21 protein-coding genes and 1 pseudogene are annotated in these 20,382 nt (G+C 29.9%); 17 read left to right on the top strand and 5 right to left on the bottom strand.

Annotated elements, in window-relative coordinates:
* Nucleotides 1–14 precede the first annotated feature (14 nt).
* Genes AB8B23_RS11450 through AB8B23_RS11425 form a run of 6 tightly spaced genes read left to right on the top strand, consistent with a single transcriptional unit; the run spans nt 15 to nt 4,081 of the window.
* Complete coding sequence (locus tag AB8B23_RS11450; protein WP_369712844.1) at nt 15–770, top strand: energy-coupling factor transporter transmembrane component T; 756 nt, start codon at nt 15–17, stop codon at nt 768–770.
* Nucleotides 752–1,591: an energy-coupling factor ABC transporter ATP-binding protein gene (locus tag AB8B23_RS11445; protein ID WP_369712843.1), complete on the top strand. Its 840-nt coding sequence runs from the start codon at nt 752–754 to the stop codon at nt 1,589–1,591. Before AB8B23_RS11450 ends, AB8B23_RS11445 begins: the two co-directional genes overlap by 19 nt.
* A gap of 49 nt (nt 1,592–1,640) precedes the next feature.
* The gene (locus AB8B23_RS11440) at nt 1,641–1,856 is read left to right on the top strand and encodes a macro domain-containing protein (protein WP_369712842.1); all 216 of its coding nucleotides are present in this window, start codon (nt 1,641–1,643) and stop codon (nt 1,854–1,856) included.
* Entirely contained in the window at nt 1,853–2,665 is an 813-nt protein-coding gene (locus tag AB8B23_RS11435) for a hypothetical protein (protein WP_369712841.1), read from the top strand. The genes AB8B23_RS11440 and AB8B23_RS11435 overlap by 4 nt, the downstream gene beginning before the upstream one ends.
* Nucleotides 2,666–2,704: 39 nt before the next feature.
* Nucleotides 2,705–3,232, top strand: a complete 528-nt coding sequence (locus AB8B23_RS11430) for a hypothetical protein (RefSeq protein WP_369712840.1) — start codon at nt 2,705–2,707, stop codon at nt 3,230–3,232.
* Between the two features lie 51 nt (nt 3,233–3,283).
* Complete coding sequence (locus AB8B23_RS11425; protein ID WP_369712839.1) at nt 3,284–4,081, top strand: energy-coupling factor ABC transporter ATP-binding protein; 798 nt, start codon at nt 3,284–3,286, stop codon at nt 4,079–4,081.
* A 522-nt stretch (nt 4,082–4,603) separates the two neighbouring features.
* Here AB8B23_RS11425 and AB8B23_RS11420 read toward each other — a convergent pair.
* Nucleotides 4,604–5,479: a hypothetical protein gene (locus AB8B23_RS11420; RefSeq protein WP_369712838.1), complete on the bottom strand. Its 876-nt coding sequence runs from the start codon at nt 5,477–5,479 to the stop codon at nt 4,604–4,606.
* A 404-nt stretch (nt 5,480–5,883) separates the two neighbouring features.
* On the opposite strand from AB8B23_RS11420, the gene recG reads away from it, so the two are divergent.
* The 11 genes and pseudogenes from recG (at nt 5,884) to AB8B23_RS11365 (ending at nt 16,710) form a co-directional block, all read left to right on the top strand.
* Complete coding sequence (recG, locus tag AB8B23_RS11415) at nt 5,884–7,953, top strand: ATP-dependent DNA helicase RecG (RefSeq protein WP_369712837.1); 2,070 nt, start codon at nt 5,884–5,886, stop codon at nt 7,951–7,953.
* Nucleotides 7,954–8,061: 108 nt separating this feature from the next.
* Nucleotides 8,062–8,946 carry a DMT family transporter gene (locus tag AB8B23_RS11410; protein WP_369712836.1) on the top strand — a complete coding sequence of 295 codons (885 nt, stop codon included), beginning with the start codon at nt 8,062–8,064 and terminating at the stop codon, nt 8,944–8,946.
* Between the two features lie 520 nt (nt 8,947–9,466).
* Nucleotides 9,467–9,982 carry a peptide deformylase gene (def, locus tag AB8B23_RS11405; protein ID WP_039901191.1) on the top strand — a complete coding sequence of 172 codons (516 nt, stop codon included), beginning with the start codon at nt 9,467–9,469 and terminating at the stop codon, nt 9,980–9,982.
* Nucleotides 9,983–10,007: 25 nt separating this feature from the next.
* Nucleotides 10,008–10,967 (top strand): methionyl-tRNA formyltransferase, encoded by a 960-nt coding sequence (gene fmt, locus AB8B23_RS11400; RefSeq protein WP_369712835.1) that lies wholly within the window; start codon nt 10,008–10,010, stop codon nt 10,965–10,967.
* 46 nt (nt 10,968–11,013) lie between these two features.
* Complete coding sequence (locus AB8B23_RS11395; protein WP_299570659.1) at nt 11,014–11,679, top strand: redox-sensing transcriptional repressor Rex; 666 nt, start codon at nt 11,014–11,016, stop codon at nt 11,677–11,679.
* 43 nt (nt 11,680–11,722) lie between these two features.
* A complete protein-coding gene (folD, locus tag AB8B23_RS11390; protein WP_369712833.1) occupies nt 11,723–12,574 on the top strand; it encodes a bifunctional methylenetetrahydrofolate dehydrogenase/methenyltetrahydrofolate cyclohydrolase FolD in 852 nt (283 codons plus the stop codon).
* A 35-nt stretch (nt 12,575–12,609) separates the two neighbouring features.
* On the top strand, nt 12,610–13,095 hold the full coding sequence (gene accB, locus AB8B23_RS11385) for an acetyl-CoA carboxylase biotin carboxyl carrier protein (protein ID WP_369712831.1): 486 nt from the start codon (nt 12,610–12,612) through the stop codon (nt 13,093–13,095).
* A 36-nt stretch (nt 13,096–13,131) separates the two neighbouring features.
* A complete protein-coding gene (locus AB8B23_RS11380) occupies nt 13,132–14,421 on the top strand; it encodes a hemolysin family protein (RefSeq protein WP_369712830.1) in 1,290 nt (429 codons plus the stop codon).
* 9 nt (nt 14,422–14,430) lie between these two features.
* Nucleotides 14,431–14,883, top strand: coding sequence for an NUDIX domain-containing protein (locus tag AB8B23_RS11375; RefSeq protein ID WP_369712829.1), 453 nt, complete (start codon nt 14,431–14,433; stop codon nt 14,881–14,883).
* A gap of 294 nt (nt 14,884–15,177) precedes the next feature.
* Nucleotides 15,178–15,708: an adenine phosphoribosyltransferase gene (locus tag AB8B23_RS11370; protein WP_147006227.1), complete on the top strand. Its 531-nt coding sequence runs from the start codon at nt 15,178–15,180 to the stop codon at nt 15,706–15,708.
* Nucleotides 15,709–15,838: 130 nt separating this feature from the next.
* Nucleotides 15,839–16,710, top strand: a pseudogene (locus AB8B23_RS11365) (IS630 family transposase).
* Nucleotides 16,711–16,899: 189 nt separating this feature from the next.
* Here the strand turns inward: AB8B23_RS11365 and AB8B23_RS11360 are convergent.
* Genes AB8B23_RS11360 through AB8B23_RS11345 form a run of 4 tightly spaced genes read right to left on the bottom strand, consistent with a single transcriptional unit; the run spans nt 16,900 to nt 20,251 of the window.
* Nucleotides 16,900–18,108: a GspE/PulE family protein gene (locus tag AB8B23_RS11360; RefSeq protein ID WP_369712828.1), complete on the bottom strand. Its 1,209-nt coding sequence runs from the start codon at nt 18,106–18,108 to the stop codon at nt 16,900–16,902.
* Nucleotides 18,109–18,152: 44 nt separating this feature from the next.
* Nucleotides 18,153–18,626: a hypothetical protein gene (locus AB8B23_RS11355; RefSeq protein ID WP_021745304.1), complete on the bottom strand. Its 474-nt coding sequence runs from the start codon at nt 18,624–18,626 to the stop codon at nt 18,153–18,155.
* A 37-nt stretch (nt 18,627–18,663) separates the two neighbouring features.
* Nucleotides 18,664–19,278, bottom strand: a complete 615-nt coding sequence (locus AB8B23_RS11350; RefSeq protein ID WP_369712827.1) for an L-threonylcarbamoyladenylate synthase — start codon at nt 19,276–19,278, stop codon at nt 18,664–18,666.
* Nucleotides 19,259–20,251, bottom strand: coding sequence for a ribose-phosphate diphosphokinase (locus tag AB8B23_RS11345; RefSeq protein ID WP_369712826.1), 993 nt, complete (start codon nt 20,249–20,251; stop codon nt 19,259–19,261). Before AB8B23_RS11345 ends, AB8B23_RS11350 begins: the two co-directional genes overlap by 20 nt.
* Nucleotides 20,252–20,382 lie beyond the last annotated feature (131 nt).

The following is a 20,382-nucleotide window of genomic DNA, read 5'->3' as shown; positions in this document are numbered from 1 at the left end:
AGTGGAGAAATAAAATGATAAAAAAATTTTTAGAAGGGCTGTATCCGCTTACAAAGTTATATTTTGCAATATCACTTATAATTTCAGCATTTTTAATCCCAAATGACTTTTATGGCTATGTGCTTGTTATAGTTTGTGGAATTTTAGCAAGTTTTTATGGAAAAGGCAGCGCTTATTTCAAAAGAGTTTTTATAAGTTTATTTTTACTGACTTTAGTTATATTTGCTGCACAAAGTACGTTATTTGCTTCAAATGAAATTGTAGCAAAAATTGGGATTTTTACAATTTATAAAGCTGGATTACTAAAAGCTGTAAAAATCACATCAAAGTTATGGGCAATCGTGGCTTCAGTTACATTACTGACTCTTATAACTTCAATAAAGGATTTTACAGTAGCTCTTGAAAAAAAAGGAATAAATCCTAAATTTGCATTTATCCTTCTTTTAACTTTTCAAATAATTCCTGAAATGGGAAAACAGGCTGGCGTAATCTTGGATTCACAGCGTTCAAGAGGTGTGGAAACAGAAGGAAATATTTTTGTGAGAACGAGGGCTTTACTACCAGTATTTGTGCCATTAGTGCTATCTTCTATTTTAAATACTGAAGAAAGAGCGATTACGCTGGAGGCACGTGGGTTTTCGATTGGAGAAAAGCGGACAATATTGAATGATATAAAAGAAACAAAAAATGATAAAATTATGAAAATTATGCTGGCTATTTTTATAGTGCTGTGTATTGTGTGGAGGGTGGTATGGGTTATTTCAAAATAGAAAATGTGAACTACAAATATCCGCTTGAAGAAAAACAAGCTCTGAAAAATATTAATATCGAGATAAAAAAAGGCGAATTTTGGGCTATAATCGGAAAAAATGGGAGCGGAAAAACGACATTTTGCAATATGTTAAGGCGATTTGTGCCTGATTTTTATAAAGGGGAACTGACAGGGACAATAACGCTGGAAGATAAAGAACTGAAAGATTATTCTCAAAAGGAACTTGTTCAGAAAATTGGGTTTGTATTTCAGAATCCGTTTACACAGATTAGCGGAGTAAAAGATACAGTTTTTGAGGAAATAGCTTATGGACTTGAAAATTTAGGTTTAGACAAAGGAGAAATAATTTCCAAAGTTGAAAAAATATTGAAACTGCTTGAAATTGAAAAGCTGCGTGACAGAAATCCTTACGATTTATCTGGCGGACAAAAGCAAAGAGTGGCACTTGCCTCAATTATCGCAATGGATCCTGACATTCTAGTTATTGACGAGCCAACTTCACAGCTTGATCCAAAAGGAACAGAAGATATTTTCAAAATTATAAATTTAATGGCAAATGAAGGAAAATCAATAATCTTGGTTGAACATAAACTTGAACTTATTGCAGAATATGCCCAAAATATACTTGTCCTTGATGAAGGAGAAATAATTTTGAGCGGAAAAGCGGAAGAAGTTTTAAATAATAAAATCTTGCTAGAAAAGGAAATTGGTATGACACAATATTCTATACTTGCTTATGAACTTGAAAAATCAGGAAAAGTTGAGCTTGAAGAAATTCCTATAACCAAGGAAAAGATAGTGGAGTTATTGAAAAAATAAAGTAATAAAAAATAAAAATTGTTAAAAAACCTATATCTTAAGTTTAGAATTGGCTGAAAAAAATAAACTGAAAAATATTTCCTTTCCAAATATCTCGACAGGAGTGTACAGATTTCCAAAAGATTTAGCTGCAAAAACTGCTATTAACGCTGTGACAGAATATTTGGCGAAAAGTGATTTTATAGAAAAAGTAAATTTTGTATGTTTTGAAGATGAAAATTTTGAGATTTATCAAAAATTACTGGAAGAGAAAGGGATTTTATGAAAGAAGGAAAACTGAAAAAAATTATAAAAATAGACTGGACTATATTTTATTCCAAACCAAGAATACAAATTTTAGGAATTTTGATATTTTTGGATATAATGTTGCTTTTCTCAGTTACAGAAGAAATGGAAAAAGGCTTTAGCGTATCTTCTGTTTCAACTTCAATAGTCTTATTTATACTATTTGTCTTATTAAATGGATTGTTTATTTTTTATTACAAAAATAAATTTCCTAACATAGAATTTTATGATGATTATTTTATTTTCAAAAAAGAGAAAGTGTACTATGAAAATTTAAAATATTTCTTCTTTAAGGATAATAGATTATTTCAAATGAAGAAATTTTCTAAAATTTTGTATAAATCTGAGGGTGGTAATTGGAAAAAGATAGATGGAAGCGGGTATGATTATGACTTATTTTCAGTATTTCAAAAATGTTTTTTAGAAAAAAATTTTCCAAAAGCGGCAGAAAATATTGAAAATGGCGGAGTTGAGATTTTTCCATTTCAAAATCAAGGTTTTGTGAAAAATAAATTTTTATTTTCAAGTGAAGAAGGATTGCAGGAATTGACTCAGATTTTTGAAAGTTCACCCAAAATACAAGTATCGAATAAGTCTGTAACATTTGATAATGAGATTTATGATTGGGAAAATTATAATATTGAATTTGAAATCGGCACAATTACAGTAAGTGATTTGAAAAAGAATACGATTATTGAAATTGAAGCTAAAAATACAGTAATTTGTCAGGAAATTTTATTAAAAAATTTAATAGAAAATTTTGATAAAAAATATCCTAAATTTTATTAGAAAATAAGAAAATTTGGAAAGTGAGAAAGGGAAATTTTGATGAAAAGATGTTTGTCAGGCTTATTAGGAATTATTTTGTTATTTTTTGTGATGACAATTGTTTATTGTCTATACTGCCTTTTTAAAATATTTGTTAATAAATACATACCTTTTTTTGAAGTGCTGATTTTTTTAGGAATATGTAGTGGCTGGACATACGGATTAAATAGATATGATAAAAAAAATTTTGAAAATGAAAAGGATAAGAATAGAAGCAGATTTGCACCAAAAGAAAATAAAGAGCCGTCAAATAAAGAATTGTTGTCAGCCCTTTTTCTTGCATATATTCCAGCAATTATAACAATTTATCTTGGAAATGTGACTGAACTGGCATATTTTATAAGTTCATCTGAGAAAACAAAATTTACAGCAGAGTTTTTTAATTCGATAAATGAAGTTTTCAATCAACGTTTTTTTTATAAAAATTTATTGATAGTATCAGTAACTTTTATAATATTTGGGGCTTTTTTTAGTTTTAGAACAGTTACAGAATACATGAAGAGGAAAAAAGAGGAGCTGGAACAATAAAATAATTATTGAAGATAATTGTTTAATAAAATTTTTAAAGGAGACAAAACTATGAGTTTTATTACTGTAAAAAATTTGAGTTTTAAATATCCGAATGGAACTGAAAATGTGCTTAATGATGTTTCTCTTGAAGTTAAAAAAGGGGAGAAAGTTGCGATTATTGGGCAAAATGGAGCTGGGAAAACAACGATGGTAAAAATGTTGAATGGACTTTTAAAGCCAGTAAGCGGAGATGTTGTTGTAGATGACTGGAATACAAAGAAATATACCGTTGCCAAAATGAGCCGAAAAGTCGGATATGTCTTTCAAAATCCAATGGATCAGATATTTCATAACAATGTTTACGATGAAATAGCCTTTGGAGCAAAAAAATTAAAATATTCTCCTGATGAAACAAAAACAATGGTGGAAAATGCCATAAAATTAACGGAACTTGAAAAATATCAAAAGGAAAATCCGTACAATTTACCGTATTCCTTGAGAAAATTTGTTACAATTGCCGCAGTAATTGCAATGGGTTCAGACGTTATTGTAATGGATGAGCCAACAGCAGGGCAGGATTTTAGAGGAATGAGAGTTTTGCATAACTTGATTGACGAACTTCAAAAGCAAGGAAAAACTATAATTACAATAACTCACGATATGGAATTTGTAGTAAAAAATTTTGACAGGGTAATTGTAATGACAAATGGAAAAGTTATCGCTGATGGAGATAAACGTGATATTTTCTGGCAATTTGATACATTGGAGCAAAGCATGGTAAAACAACCGTATATCAGTGATTTGTCTAAGGAAATGGAAATGGATGGAAAGATTTTGTCTGTGAAGGAATTTGTGGAAAATTATTAAAATATATATTGGTTGTCTTTAGTAAAATGAAAAATTATACAAATTAAAATAATTAAGATTTTGATTTTAAAAATAGATAGAGTAAAAAAATAGGATTAAGTGGGAAACAATATCATTCAGCTTTTTTATTTTTTATTTTCGTAGGATTGCTCATTGCCGCAAAACCTTACCTTGCAATAAAGGTTTATCCTAATAATTAAAATTATGGCAAGATTGCTACGCAATAACCCATGGCTAGTCTTCGACATTTTTCTGCACTGACAAAAAACTCGCTATGCTCAAACAGTTTTGCCAGCACAGAAAAATGCTCCGACGGATTAGTTCATACTAAACTCTGTTTAAAAAATAAAAATTATATCTTAAATTACTTGAAAATATTAGGTTTATATCCTTTATTAGAAAAATTTGTAATAAATTCATTATTTAAATAAGGTTTAGTATAACATAATATATGAGAAATTTGAGTTATTCCTAAACCAATTTATAAGCTTTATTAGTTTACAAGATACTGATTAAAAATTTTTATAATTCAATTTCCCTGTTTCTATCAATCTTTCTAAAAATATCTGTATTTTTGAGCTTTTCTACATTTCTTTTCTTTTGGCTTTTGTTTTCAATATTATTATTTATTGTAGTTATCATCATAAACAAAAATTTTTCCTGTCCAAAATTATAGTTTTTTACTTCATTACTTGCAGAAAGTGTTGCAATATTATTTAAATAATAGTCAATTCCTTTTTGAAATTCATTTTTTTCAACAAAATTCCGAATATTTAAAAAATGTAAACTTAACTTATAGGAATAGACTTCTTCATCTGACATTGTAAATTTATCAGTTTCACTTTTATTGCTCAAAAGTTTTAGAACTTCATCTATTTCAGGCTTTAAGTTTTTCACACCATTATCATTGGCTTCTTCCTGTAATTTTATAAGTTTTAAAAATAAAGAATTTGGATATTTTTTGTTTATTTGATTAATAATTTTATTTTTCTCATCTATATCTTCAATATTTCCATAGTAAGTGACTTTCATGCTCCAAATTTCATAATCTGTTGGATTAGCCTTTTCAAAAATATCCATATATTTTTTTCCATTTCTTATATTTTTCAAGTAAAGACTTGCCAAATAAGTTTCAGCGATTTTTCCTGCTACGATATAATTATTTCTATCCTTTTCAAGCAAATTTTCCAGTTTTTTCAAATATTCTGCTCCATCAATACCCGCAGTTTCAAAAAGCATTCCATCGCCAATTTCTTCATCAAGCTTAATAGTTTCTTCAATAATTTCACGTTTAATCCCTTTTGCACTCAGTTTTTTATAAATAATACTGCTTACATTTTCTGCATTCCCAAAAATTCCAAATACTAAAAATAATAAAATAGCAGTTAATTTTTTCATCTTGTTTATTTCCTTTCAATTTTTTGTTTATTATAAACATGTATATTTTTCCTCTTGAAGTCAAAAATACAGTTCTTAATTTTTAAGAATTTTTACTATATTTTACATTATTGAGAAAATTTTTTCAAATTAATTAATAAATTTTTTTGAGATAATTCTTTTGCGAAAAAAAGGATGCTTATAAATGAAAAAATTAGTTAAACTGTCTTAAAACTTAGGGAAGTTTTTATTTTTCAAAATATGGAAAATTTCGATAAATTATGGTATCATTATTAGTAATGATATAGAAAAAACAGTAATAAAAAACGTAAACATTGAAAAATATTATTAAAATTCAAACTTAAAAATATTTTATTTATTAATTGTTTTTGGTTTGGAGATATTAAAATAAGGCGGAAATAGATATGAAAACATATAACTTGCTTTATGGAAATTTAGAAAATGTGAAAATAAAAGGAGTTACAAAAACAAACATTCCAAAATTTAGGAAATTAGGAGTTTTTACACTTTATGACTTGCTTTATTTTTTCCCGAGGGCTTATGAGAATAGAAGTAATCATAAGAAAATTGCGGAAATTCTGGCGGATGAATTTGTGATTTTACAGGGAACAGTTGTGAATGTGGTTAATCAGTATATAAAGGCTGGAAGGACTATGTTTCGAGCGGTTTTGAGTGATGATAGCGGAATGATTGAGCTTGTGTGGTTTAATAACAGGTTTGTGAAAAATGGTATTCATATTGGCGATGAGATTATAGTTTATGGGAAAGTGAGAAAGACTGTAAAATTTCAGCTTGTGAATCCCGAGTATAAAAAAATCAAGCAGGCTAGTTTTGATATGCAGGAACAAAAGCAGATATTGCCGATTTATCCGTCTACTGAGTCGCTTAGACAGCAGGCAATTAGAAAAGTTATGGAAAATGCCTTGATGGATTACGGATATTTGTTGCAGGAAAATTTACCAAAGGAATTTTTGCAGAAGGAGAAACTGCTTGGAAGAAAAGAGGCAGTTTTAAATATTCATTTTCCAGAAAATGAGGAAAAGCAAAGCAAAGCACGAAAAAGATTTATGCTGGAGGAAATTTTGCTTCTGGAAATGGGAATTTTACAAAATCGTTTTAGTGTTGACAAGGCAAATAAGAATATTTATAAACTTGAGGATAACAAAAGTCTTGTGAGCAAATTTATAAAGGGTCTGGATTATGATTTGACAAAAGCACAGAAGCGTGTAATAAAGGAGATCTATTCTGAATTAAAGGCTGGAAAGATTGTAAATAGGCTGATTCAGGGGGATGTTGGTTCTGGAAAGACGATTGTTTCATTTATAATGCTTCTTTATATGGTTGAAAACAATTATCAAGGGGTAATTATGGCACCGACAGAAATTCTTGCAACACAGCATTATCTAGGAATTGTAGATGAATTTATGAATCTTGACATACGAGTGGAGCTTTTGACTGGAAGTGTGAAGGGAAAGAAAAAGGAAAAACTGCTGAACGAGATAAAAGAAGGACTTGTTGACATTGTAATTGGAACACATTCTCTAATCGAGGACAATGTGATTTTCAAAAATCTTGGGCTGATTGTAATTGATGAACAGCATAGATTTGGGGTAACACAGCGAAAACTTTTACGTGATAAGGGAAATCTTGCCAATTTAATTGTTATGAGTGCTACTCCGATTCCACGTTCACTTGCACTTACAATTTATGGAGATTTGGATATATCAATTATTGACGAGTTGCCTGCTGGAAGAAGTCCGATTAAGACAAAATGGATACAAAATGAAATTGACAGGCAAAAAATGTATAACTTTATGGAAAAGAAAATGAAAGATGGACGGCAAGTATACATAGTGTCGCCATTAATTGAGGAAAGTGAGAGCCTGAATGTAAAATCAGCACAGGAAACATACGAAGAATACATTTCAATTTTCCCAAGTAGAAAAATCGGACTTATGCACGGACGGCAAACTTACAAGGAAAAGCAGACAGTTATGGAGCAGTTTAAAAATCACGAACTCGATATTCTTGTTTCCACAACAGTAATCGAAGTTGGAGTAAACGTTCCAAATGCATCAATTATGGTAATCCGTGATGCTCAAAGATTCGGACTTTCTTCACTTCATCAACTTCGAGGAAGAGTTGGTCGTGGAAAATACCAGTCCTACTGCTTTTTAGAATCCGAAACAACAAATGAAATTTCAGTAAAAAGGCTGGAAGTTATGGAAGAAACAACAGATGGATTCAAAATTGCCGAAGAAGACTTAAAGTTACGTAATTCAGGAGAAATCTTGGGAACAAGACAAAGTGGAGTGTCTGACATGCTTTTTACCGACATTGTAAAAAATGTGAAAGAAATCAAATTTGTACGTGATTTTGTAATGGAATATCTAGAAAAGAGTGATGGAAAAATAGAAAATGAATTTTTGAAAATGGATATTTATAAGAAGTTTTTTAGCGATGAAACAAAGTAATGAAATGAATTGTAAAATTATTTTTAAATAGTGTTTAATATAAGTTAGATTTATTTAATATTACTAATTTATTTTTGGAAAAATTTCAAAATGATAAGGAGAAGTTTTGTGAAACAGTATTTAGCAGATTTTGGACTGCTTTTTGTAGGGATATTTTGGGGACTTGGGTTTGTATTTGTGAAGATTGGGCTGAATACAGGAGTTAATCCATTTTATTTGTCAGCGGTTAGATTTCTTGTGGGAGGGATTATTCTTTATGGAATTTTCTTTAGAAAAGTAGGAAAATTCAAAAAAAATGATGTTCTTGCTGGATTAATAGTTGGAATTTTTCAGTTTTTTGGATACGCTTTCCAAACTTATGGAGCGATGCTTACGACTGCCAGTAAAAATGCTTTTTTTACTTCGATAAACGTTATAATTGTTCCTTATATTTTTTGGTTTTTGCACAAAAAACGTCCTGATATTTTTGCATTTCTGGCTTCGGTTATTTGTGTAATGGGAGTTGCTGTGATAAGTTTTGACAGGAAGATGAATCTTGCAAATCTTAATTTTGGTGATATTTTGACAATTATAAGTGCGATATTTTTTGCAGGACAAATTGCTACGAATGGATATTTTAGTAAAAAAGTTGAGCCTTTAAAACTTGTTGTTATGCAGATGTTTGTAGCGGGAATATTGTTTGTGATAAATATTTTTATCTTTTCAGATACGAGCAAAATTCAAAAGCCTGCAGGAATGATGCTGATTGCAATAATTTATTTAACAATCTTCTCAACGGCGATACCAACAGTATTACAGACATTCTGCCAAAAATACACAACTTCTACAAGAGCTTCAGTGCTAATGTCAACAGAATCGCTTTTTGCACCACTTTTTGCATTTTTTATACTAAGTGAAAGATTATCATTTAGAGTGGTAGTTGGTGCTGGATTGGTACTTTTTGCAGTACTTGTATCGGAAACAAAATTGGGATTTAGGAAGTTAATTGATTGAAAAATTTAATTTTGATATTTATAACATTCTGTTGAAATTAGTAATTTTAAATTTCTAGAAATAACAACTTTTTTAGTTTATTGAAATAATTGTTATAAGTAAAATTTATCAAGCAAAATTTCATTAAGAGAAAAAGAACTGTTTGAGCTTTTGGAATGTATTTAAAGTAAAATTTATTTTTCATATTAGAATAGTCGAGTATTCAAAAACAAGTTTTCTTTTATAAGAAAGTTTTGCGTCAAGCGGGAGTAGTTCGTAGAACTTTCGCCATAATTGTTAAGTGCTAATCAATTCAAAGATGTTAAAGTAACTGATATTGTGAAATAAGAGATATGGCGTTTGATACCTCTGCGTTAAAAAAACTAATATGAAAAATTGAGAAAAACAATTAGCTTGGTAGAAATAATTTAAAATAAAATTTAAATAAAAAATTAATTGATGTTTTGTATTAAAATTTATCAAATAATATGATAAAATAAAATGGGTAATAATGAGTTTAATAAGGAGAGAAAAAATAAAAATGAAAATAGTTTTATATGGACATCCAACTTTACGTGAAAAATCAGAAAAAGTTGACGTAGTTGATGATAATATAAGAGAAATTTTAGATGAAATGGTTGCTCTTATGAGAAAAGCCAATGGAGTGGGACTTGCTGCAAATCAGGTGGATATTGCCAAAAGATTTTTTGTGCTGGAACACGAAGGAGTTGTAAAAAAAGTTATTAATCCAGAAATTTTGGAGTTTTCTGAAGAAATTGCAGATATGGAGGAAGGATGCTTGAGCATTCCTGGAGTTTTTAAGAAAGTAAACCGTCCTGCAAAAATTAAAGTGAAATATTTGAATGAAAATGGGGAAGAAGTCATTGAAGAACTCGATGAAATGTGGGCTAGGGCATTTCAGCACGAATTTGATCACATAGAAGGAATCCTGTTTACAGACAAACTTTCGGTTATGAATAAAAGATTAGTTGCTAAAAAATTAGATGTTCTAAAGAAAGATTTTGCAAAAGGCAGAATTTACAGGGACTTGGACTAATAAAGTCAGGAAAGTGAGAAATTAAATGAAGACAATATTTATGGGAACACCAGAATTTGCAATACCAAGTCTGGAAGTTGTATTTAAAAATACGGATTTACAGCTTATTTTTACAAAAGAGGATAAAATAAATGCCAGAGGAAATAAAATTATATTTTCTCCCGTAAAGCAGTTTGGAATTGATAATAATGTGGAAATTATTCAGCCAAAAAAAATGAAGGATGAAGAAGTTATAAACAAAATTAAGGAAGTAAATCCTGATTTAATCGTAGTTGTAGCTTATGGAAAAATTTTGCCAAAAGAAATAATTGATATTCCAAAATATGGAATAATAAACGTGCATTCTTCACTTTTGCCGAAATATAGAGGGGCTTCGCCTATTCATTCCGCTATTTTAAATGGCGACGCTGAAACAGGTGTAAGCATAATGTATATTGAGGAAGGGCTTGATTCTGGAGATGTAATTTTAAAGGAATATTGTAAAATTGCAGAAGATGATACGCTTGGGACTCTGCACGATAAATTGAAGGATCTGGGAGCGGCTGGACTTGAAAAAGCGTTGAAACTGATTGAAAATGGGGAAGTTCAGGCGGAAAAACAAGATGACAGCAAAGCCACTTTAGTAAAGCCGATTACAAAGGAACAGGCAAAAATCAACTGGAGTAGCACAAAAGAAGTTATTTACAATCAAATTCGTGGATTAAACCCATTTCCAGCAGCACATACTTCCAACGAAAAAGGTGAAAACATAAAAATTTATAAAAGTGAAAAAATTGAAAAAAAATATGAAGATGAAGTAGAAAATGGTACAATTGTCGAAATTATCAATAAAAAAGGGCCTGTTGTAAAAGTCGCAAATGGAGGATTATTGATTTTAGAGGCAAAATTTGAAGGGAAAAAACTTCAAAAGGGAGTAGATATTATTAATGGACGTAAAATGGTAATTGGAGAAAAATTATTGTATAGCAATCCTAGTTCAAAATAAGAATAGAAGGCTAGATTGTAATTTTCTAATTTTCATAGGAGGAAATATGAAGTTAAAAAAAATGGAAATTTCTGAAAGAGTTGTACAAAGACTGACAGAATATCTATCTATTCTAAAAGAAGTCCGAAAACAGTATAACGAAATAAATTCCATCGAACTTGCCAAAATTATGAACACTACTTCTGCTCAGGTACGTAAAGATTTATCAACATTTGGTGAGTTTGGTGTACGAGGGAAAGGTTATGATATAGATAATCTGATAGAAATTATTACAAAAATTCTTGGAATTGATAAAATTAACAATGTGATAATTGTAGGACATGGTAAGATGGGAGAAATGCTTTCCTCGAATCTCGATGTCTTAGGTGAAGGATTTAAAATTGTTGGGATATTTGACAAGGATAAGAATAAGATTGGGAAAACAGCTGCTAATAATTTAATTGTTCAGGATATACAAAATGTTGATGAATTTATAAAAAACATGAAGAATAATTCTGATACAAGAATTGAAATGGCTATTTTAGCAGTTGTAAAAGAACAGGCGCAAATTGCAGCAGAAGGTCTTGTAAAAAGTGGAATTTCTGCAATACTTAACATGACAACTTATAAATTGGAATTAGATAAAAACATAAAAGTTGTAGATATGGATATTTCAGCAAAGTTACAGGAATTAAATTTCTGGAGAATAAATAATATAAGCGAAAAAATATAATATCGAAAGGAGAACCTGTTGAATTTAATTTGGCAGGAAAGCTATGACTATAATTGATGGAAAGGCACTTTCAGAAAAGATTTTGAGAGAAATTGAACAGGAGCATAGTGAACTGGAAAAAAAAGTTGGCAGAAAAGCTGGACTTGCGGTAATTATAGTAGGAGACAATCCTGCTTCACAAATTTATGTAAGAAATAAAATAAAAGCTTGTGAAAGAGTCGGATTTCATTCTGAAACAATTAGACTTGATGAAAATATTACAGAAGAAAATTTACTTTCAGAAATAAAAAAATTAAATAATAACAACAATGTAGACGGAATTTTGGTACAATTACCACTTCCTGAACATATTGATGAATTAAATATTATAAATGCAATTTCAGCCGAAAAGGATGTTGATGGATTTCATACGACAAACATTGGTAAAATGATGATTGGAGATAAATCAGGATTTTTACCTTGCACACCAGCTGGAGTGATTCAGATGTTTGAAGAATATAATATTGATTTGAAAGGAAAAGATGTCCTTGTGATTGGACAAAGTAATATTGTGGGAAAACCAATGACACTTTTATTAATGCGAAAGCACGCAACGGTTCAAACTTGTAATTCAAAAACAAAAAATCTATCTGAAAAATTACAAAGAGCCGATGTAGTAATAGCAGCCGCAGGTTATCCAAAATTAGTAAAAACAACTGATGTAAAGGAAGGTGTCGTTGTAATTGATGTTGGAATAAACCGTGTAGATGGGAAACTGTGTGGAGATGTGGATTTTGAGGAAGTTTCTAAAAAAGCCTCTTTCATTACTCCAGTTCCCGGTGGTGTTGGTCCGATGACAATTGCAATGCTAATAAAGAATACATTTAAATCATACAATCAAAAAATGAATAAATAAGATTAATTAAATTAAAAAAGAAAGTGAGAAAATTAATGAAAGATAAAATTAAATTTATTGAAAAATTAGCCAAAAGTATGAACGAAAACAAAATTGAATCAGTAAAATATGAAGATAATAATTTTGAAGTTTCATTGACTAAGAAAAGGAAAGAAAGAAATATCATAGTAAATAGCGCACTAGCTCAGCCTATGGCTACAGCACCATCAAATATTCCACAGGAAGTACAACCGCAAGAAACATCTTCTCCTGCACCAGTACAGGAAGCATCTTCTGAAGAAATTTCAGGAACACAAATCACGTCCCCAATGGTTGGTACTTTTTATGCATCACCATCGCCAACAGCATCTCCGTTTGTAAAAGAAGGAGATTCCGTTACAGAAGGACAGACACTTTGTATAGTAGAGGCAATGAAACTTATGAATGAAGTAAAATCAACAGTTGCAGGAAAAGTAAAAAAAATACTTGTTAAAGACAAGGATAGTATAAAAAAAGGTCAGACATTAATGATTATTGAATAATTTTTATAAAAATAAAAAATAAAGAAGGGATAAAATTTGGAAGAGAAGAGGATTTTGTTAGATATTGTTCTATTATTGGTTTTATTGTTTTTTACATCGTTTTTATCAGCTGCAGAGTCAGCATTATCATCGCTTAAGCAGATACATTTAAAAAGTGATTCAAAAGAAAAGGAGAAAACAAAGGAAAGCGAACTTTTAAAGCTTTGGCTGGAAAATCCGAATGAATTACTTACAACACTTCTGTTTGTGAAGACAATCTCTTATTCTTCAATGGTTTTTACAGGAGTTTACTTAATAAAAAGAATTTATGCAGAAAATCTTTTTGTAGGAATTTCATTTTTTGTGTTAATTGTTCTTATCCTGATATTTTCTGAAATGGTACCGAGGCTGATAGCAAGAAACAACATCTACGGAGTTTCTAGAACATTAATAATTCCGTTAAATACAATACGAATTGTATTAAAACCGTTAATTCGCTTATTTATACATATTTCAAGATTTATTGTTGGAATATTCAAGATAAAGGTAAAAGATCAAATGTTTGAAATAACAGAAGATGAAATTTTAACATTTTTAAAGGCGGGAACAGAAAGCGGTGTATTTGAAGAAGGCGAAGAGGAAATGATTACCAGTATTTTTGAATTTTCCGAAACAACAGTCAAGGAAATACTTACTCCACGAAGAGATGTATTTGCATTGGAAGCAGAAAGCAAAATAGACGATGTATGGGATGAAATTTTAGATCAAGGATTCACACGTATCCCAATTTACACAGAAACAATCGACAAAATAGTAGGAACAGTCCATATGAAAGATTTACTCCGTTACGATAAGCAAACTGGAGAAAATCCTCTAATAAAGGATTTTATGAAAGAAGCCTATTTTGTTCCAATCACAAAATCTTTGATTGAACTGCTAGAGGAATTCAAGTTAAAGCAGCTTCATATGGCAATAGTTATTGATGAATATGGAGGAACACAGGGAATTGTAACAATTGAAGATTTGCTGGAGGAAATTGTTGGAGAAATAAGAGATGAATTTGATCAGGAAGAAGAAAATATTCAGCAAATTCGTGAAAAAATATTTGATATAAAAGGAGACACCCCTATTGAGGAAGTAAACGATAAATTGAATATAGAAATTCCTTTATCTGAAGAATACGATACAATCTCAGGATACATTCAAGATAAACTTGGAAAAGTCGCTGATGTTTTTGATCAGGTAAAAGGTGATAAATTTATATTAAAAGTGACTGATATGGATAATAAACGTGTTGAAAGAATAAGAGCGATTATTATTGATCAGGAGGAAGAAAAGGAAGAATAAGGAGAAAAAATGGAAGAAGTTAGACCACGAATACGTGTGGCAGGAATTCTTATCGAAGATAATAAAATCCTGCTAATCCAACATCACAAAAATGACAAAAAATACTGGCTTATTCCTGGCGGTGGAAATGATTGGGGCGAAACTACAAAAGAAGCTTTAATTCGTGAATATAAGGAAGAAACAAATATGGATATAGAAGTTGATGAATTTCTGTTCTTTTCAGAAACAATTTCCCCAGATAAGAAACGTCATGTTTTAAATCTGTTTTATAAAATACACCGTAATAATAAAAATGATAGTATCATAAAATTAGGAGAAGAAGCAGTCTTGATAGATTTGAAATTTGTAACAAAAGAAGAATTGGAAACAATGATAATTTATCCAAATATTAAGGAAAATTTATTAAAACTAATGAATAATGAAAAAATAAGAACTGATTTAGGAAGTTTATGGAATGATTAATTAAGAAATATTTATATGTAGTTTATTAGTTGTATCATAAGTTAAATAAATCACTGAATCATAAATTTTATGTATTTAATATTTTGATAAAAACAATAAAGATGATAACTATTGGTTTTTGAAAATAATAACATTTGTGTCAGTAAAATTGTTTTTGATTTATGAAATACTGTTATATCTTAAATTTATTAAAAATTAAATTAATTCAAACAATACGAATCAAAAATTCATAAGTATAGTTGCACACAGAATTATCGTTAATTATATAATTGTAGAAAAGAGGAAGAAGAAAAAATGAAAATAGAAGAAAAAGAAAAAATAGAAAAATTAATCCGTTCAGTAGAAGATTTTCCAGAAAAAGGAGTAATTTTTAGAGATATTACAACAGCGTTAAAAGATAAAGAAGGGCTGAAAATCATCATAAAGGATTTTACAGACAGATACAAGAATAAAGGAATAGACTATGTAGTAGGAGCTGATGCGAGGGGATTTATTTTCGGAGCTGCAATAGCTTATAATATTGGAGCAGGATTTGTTCCTGCAAGAAAGCCTGGAAAATTACCTGCAGAAGTTGAAAGTGTAGAGTATTCTTTGGAATATGGTAAAAATAGTATAGAAATCCATAAAGATGCTTTTGAAAAAAATTCGAAAATATTGATTGTTGATGATTTGCTAGCTACAGGAGGAACCGCCAAAGCAATGGTTCAATTAGTAGAAAAATTAGAAGCAGAAGTATATGAATTAGCGTTTATGATAGAATTATCAGATTTAAAAGGACGAGAATTTCTTAAAGGATATGAAGTCTATTCACAACTAAAATATTAATAAACTTCAAAAGGAATAACTTTCTAATTATCATGATTAGAAAAATTCCTTTTTTTATACAAAATTTAAAAGACTATTTTTATAGTGAAACTTATACAAAACCGACCTAAAAATATGGTATAATGACTTTATGGCATATGAAAAAGATTATAGAAAAAGAATTTTAAATTTTTATTACGAAAATGGAAAAACAAAAACATTATTTCATTTCAACATAAGTTCCAGCACATTGTACGGATGGATAAAACTTAAGAATGAAACAGGAGATCTTTCATCAAGAACACGGAAAAGAAAATTTAAGGTGCTTGATCCTGAAAAACTTGATGAATATATTAAAAATCCAGAGAATGCAGATAAATACATCCGTGAAATAGCAAAAGATTTTGGCTGTGGAAAGGAGACAGTGAGAGTAGCACTAAAAAAATCAGGATACACAAGAAAAAAACAGACAAAATACAGGGAGCAGGACGAGAAAAAAGTAAATAGATATTTAAAAAAATTATCAGAAGCAGGTTCAGGCAGAGAAATAATCTATATTGATGAAATAGGCTTTGACGAATATTACTACCGTGAATACGACTGGAGTAAAAGGGGAATATCTATTGAAGGGAAGAAAAGAGGATTAAGATATTCAAGAATAAATCTGGTTGCTGGAAAAATAGGGAATGCACTGATAGGAAGTATGATATACAGGGAAACAATGGAAAGTGAATTTTTTGAAGAATGGTTCAGGGAAATACTTCTAAGAGATATTGAAAAATTAGGGAAGAAAGTTCTAATAGTGATGGATAATGCGAGATTTCACAGAAAGAATATATTAGAAAAGATAATAAAGGGGACGGGCATTGTCTATTATTTCTTCCGCCATATTCACCGGATTTAAATCCAATAGAAAAATTATGGGCTAATATGAAGAAAAAATTAAAAGGCATAGCCTATAATTTTAATACACTAGAAGAAGCAGTTACTTCTGTTTTATTTAATAAATTAGTTCAGTTTTAAACAGGTTTTACTATATATTAACAATTCTTTTAGATTTTTTTCATGCGCTTGTCATGCACTATAAATGGAGTTTAGTATGAGTGATAAAGAAAAAAATAACATAATTTCATAATCATAGATTAGAAATAAAAATTAATAAATGAGAATTATAAAAACCTTATGAGTATAAAATCCCATAAGGTTTTTTTGTTAAAAAATAATACTAGTTTTTTCCCTTTCAAAAATCAGTTTTTTCTCAATTTTTTCATCTGCATCTTCCATAAAATCAATAAAGCATTTCTGATTTTGGTACTTTTGATTCAGCATTTTTAATTTATTTTTTGTTTCAGAGCCAAGATGATTGTCTTCTTTCAAAATATTTCGCACATCCTGATTTAGTACAAGCAGTTCATTTATCGAAATTCTGCCGCTGTATCCGCTGGAGCATTCATCACAGCCTTCTCCCATACATTTCTGGCACTTTTTCCCAACTAGTCTTTGTCCAATTACTCCAATTAATGAATCTAGTATCAAATATTTGGGAATACCCATATCTACTAGCCTGATTAATGTGGAAACAGCGTCGTTTGTGTGAATTGTCGAAATTACAAGATGTCCTGTTAATGCTGCTCTTACAGCGATTTCAGCCGTAACTTCATCTCTAATTTCTGAAATTACAATAATATCGGGGTCATTTCTTAATGTAGCTTTCAAGACTTCAGCAAATGTTACTCCGATACTCTGATTTACCTGTATTTGAATAATTCCGTCAATTTTGCTTTCTACAGGGTCTTCTACCGTTATGATTTTTTTTCTTCCATCATTTAACATATTTATTAAAGATTTTAAGGTTGTGGATTTTCCAGAGCCTGTCGGTCCGCTTACAAGTATCATTCCATATTTTCTAGTTAAAATCTCATTTAGCATTGCTATGCTTTGGTCTGAAAATCCCAGTGTTTCAAGGTTTATATCTTCCAGATAATTTTCAAGAATACGGAGAACTATGCTTTCTCCGCCAATTGTCGGCATATAGGCAGCTCTTATGTCATATCGCTTATTAATATTTTTTATATTCAATAAAAAAGAAAAGCTGCCATCTTGTGGCTTTCTTTTCTCTGCAACATTCATTCCCGCCAAAATTTTTATTCTAGCAATAATTTCTGTAATATTTTTTTCAAGCACCTTTTTGTTTACGGATTCGTATAATTTTTCACTTTCCATAAGATACCCGTCAACTCGGTATTTTATTTCCATACCTTCCAGCAAGTCAAATTTTATGTGAATATCACTGGCACGCTCCTTAAACCCTGCTTTTACAATTTCATTTAAATAAGAAACTGTATCTTTTGATAACAAATTATTTTTTTTATTATCAGAAATATCCTTTAATTTTACTTTCTCAGTTATTTTTTCATTCATTGTCCTCAATTTTCCTTCCCGCTTTTATAGTTTTTTATTTTTAGTTATTTCTTTTTTACACTTCCAGCATTAAATTCTTCCAATACTAATTCTGTCTGTTTTTTCAATGTTTTAAATAATGCCTTTTTAATCAAGTTGTACCATTTCAAAGCTGCACGTTGTGCATCAATCCCCTTTAATGTTTCCTTTAGCTGTAATTTAAAAAAGTCAACTTCTTCATAAGAAAGTTTTACATTTTTAGTTTTTTCCTTTTTGTTTGCCTTTGTTATTTTTACTTCATTTTCCAGATATTTGAAGAAACCAAACACGTTTGGCAGCTGTTTTTCATACTGGCTCATCATTTTTCTCATTTCCTCAATCATTTTTGTTAGATAACTTCTTGACATTTTAGAAAATGTAATATTGACTTTTCTTTTCCCTTTTCCAATTTTTTGTACAAGCTGCTGCATTTTAGCCTGTGATTTTGCATTTATTAAATCCATGTTGCTTACTGTGTTAGGATTTACCATCTTTGCCATAAATTCTCCTTTCTGTTCTTCATTATTTCTTTATTTATTATTCAAAATTTTTCATTATTTCTTCAAATGAAACATTTCCTTCCCTTAACAATGTAAGTTTTCCATTTTCATATTTCACAATTGTTGAAGGTTTTCCAGTTAATTCTGATTTTTCATTTGGAATGACAATGTCTACATTTTTTAACAGTTCTTCACTTAGATTTTCAATTTCAGTAACAGCATTTTCACCAGAAATATTTGCACTTGTTGTTAATAAAATTCCACCAGAATTTTTTATAATTTCAAGAGTAATCTTATTTTTCGGAATACGAACACCAATCGTTTTCATATTTTTATCAAATTTTTGGGTAAAACTCTCATTTGCAGAAAAAATAACTGTCAATTCTCCAGGCCAGTATTTATCAAGAATTTTAGAAATTTTCTGAATATTTTCTTTTGTTTCGTTTATTAATTCAATCAAAATATCTCTGTTACTGATTAGTGCGATTATTTTTTTAGAAAAATCACGTTTTTTTATCTTATATATTTTTTGTACAGCTTTCTGTTCAGGAAGAGAGCCAATTCCATAAACTGTATCTGTTGGGAATACAGCAACTCCTCCATTTTTCAGAATACATACCGCTTTTTTTATTTTAGTCATCATTTTCATCATCAACTGGCATCTCAAATAAGCCACTTATTGGATTATTCGTAGCAATTCTTTTTATTATTTCAGCAAACATTTTGCTTGTTGACAAGATTTTTAGTTTATCAAATTTTCTGTTTTCTGGTAATTGAATCGTATCAGTTACTACAACTTCTGTAAAAGCTAAATTTTTTAATCTTTCAATGGCAGGATCAGAGAAAACAGCGTGTGTTGCACAAGCATAAACTTCTGCTGCCCCTTTGTCAATCAGAGCCTGTGCCGCATTACAGATTGTTCCAGCTGTGTCAATCATATCGTCAATCAGAATGGCTTTTTTACCCTTTATATCTCCAATAATATTCATAACTTCCGAAACATTTGCTTTTGCCCGTCTTTTATCAATTATGGCAAGTGGAGTGTGTAGCCAGTTTGCAAGTCCTCTTGCTCTTTTTACACCACCAACGTCAGGCGATACAACAACTGTATCTTCTGGACTAAATCCATATTTTATAAAATGTTTAGCTAAAATTGGCAGAGCTTCCATGTGATCTACTGGAATGTCAAAAAATCCTTGAATTTGTCTTGCATGTAAATCCATTGTGACTACTCTTGTAGCTCCTGCAACAGTAAGCAGGTTTGCAACAAGTTTTGATGTGATTGGCTCACGTGGACTTGCCTTTCTGTCCTGCCTTGCATACCCGTAATAAGGAATTATTGCAATAATTTCTCTGGCTGATGACCTCTTAATCGCATCAATAAAAACTAAAAGCTCCATAATACTTTCATTTACAGGTTTTGAAGTAGATTGGATGATAAACACCTTGCATCCTCGTACACTTTCATTTGACTTTGCAAAAGTTTCTCCATCGGCAAATCTTACAATTTCAGCAGATGATAAATCCATATCCAAATATTTTACAATTTTTTGTGCTAAAACTTCACTTGATGTTCCTGCAAATATTCTTATTCTGCTCTTGTCTTCCTTGGTTAATGTTATCATTTCATTTCCCTTTCTCTCTATATTTTGAATTTTTATTTGAAAAATTTTTATCTTTTATTAAATTTACATAATTAAATGATATTTTTATAACATTTTTGATTTTTTGACATTTTTTTAGAAATTGCTAGTTT

Origin of the sequence: Leptotrichia sp. HSP-342 (assembly GCF_041199995.1) — a bacterium.
Taxonomy (GTDB): Bacteria; Fusobacteriota; Fusobacteriia; order Fusobacteriales; family Leptotrichiaceae; genus Leptotrichia; species Leptotrichia mesophila.
This window is presented reverse-complemented; position numbering and strand designations above follow the sequence as displayed.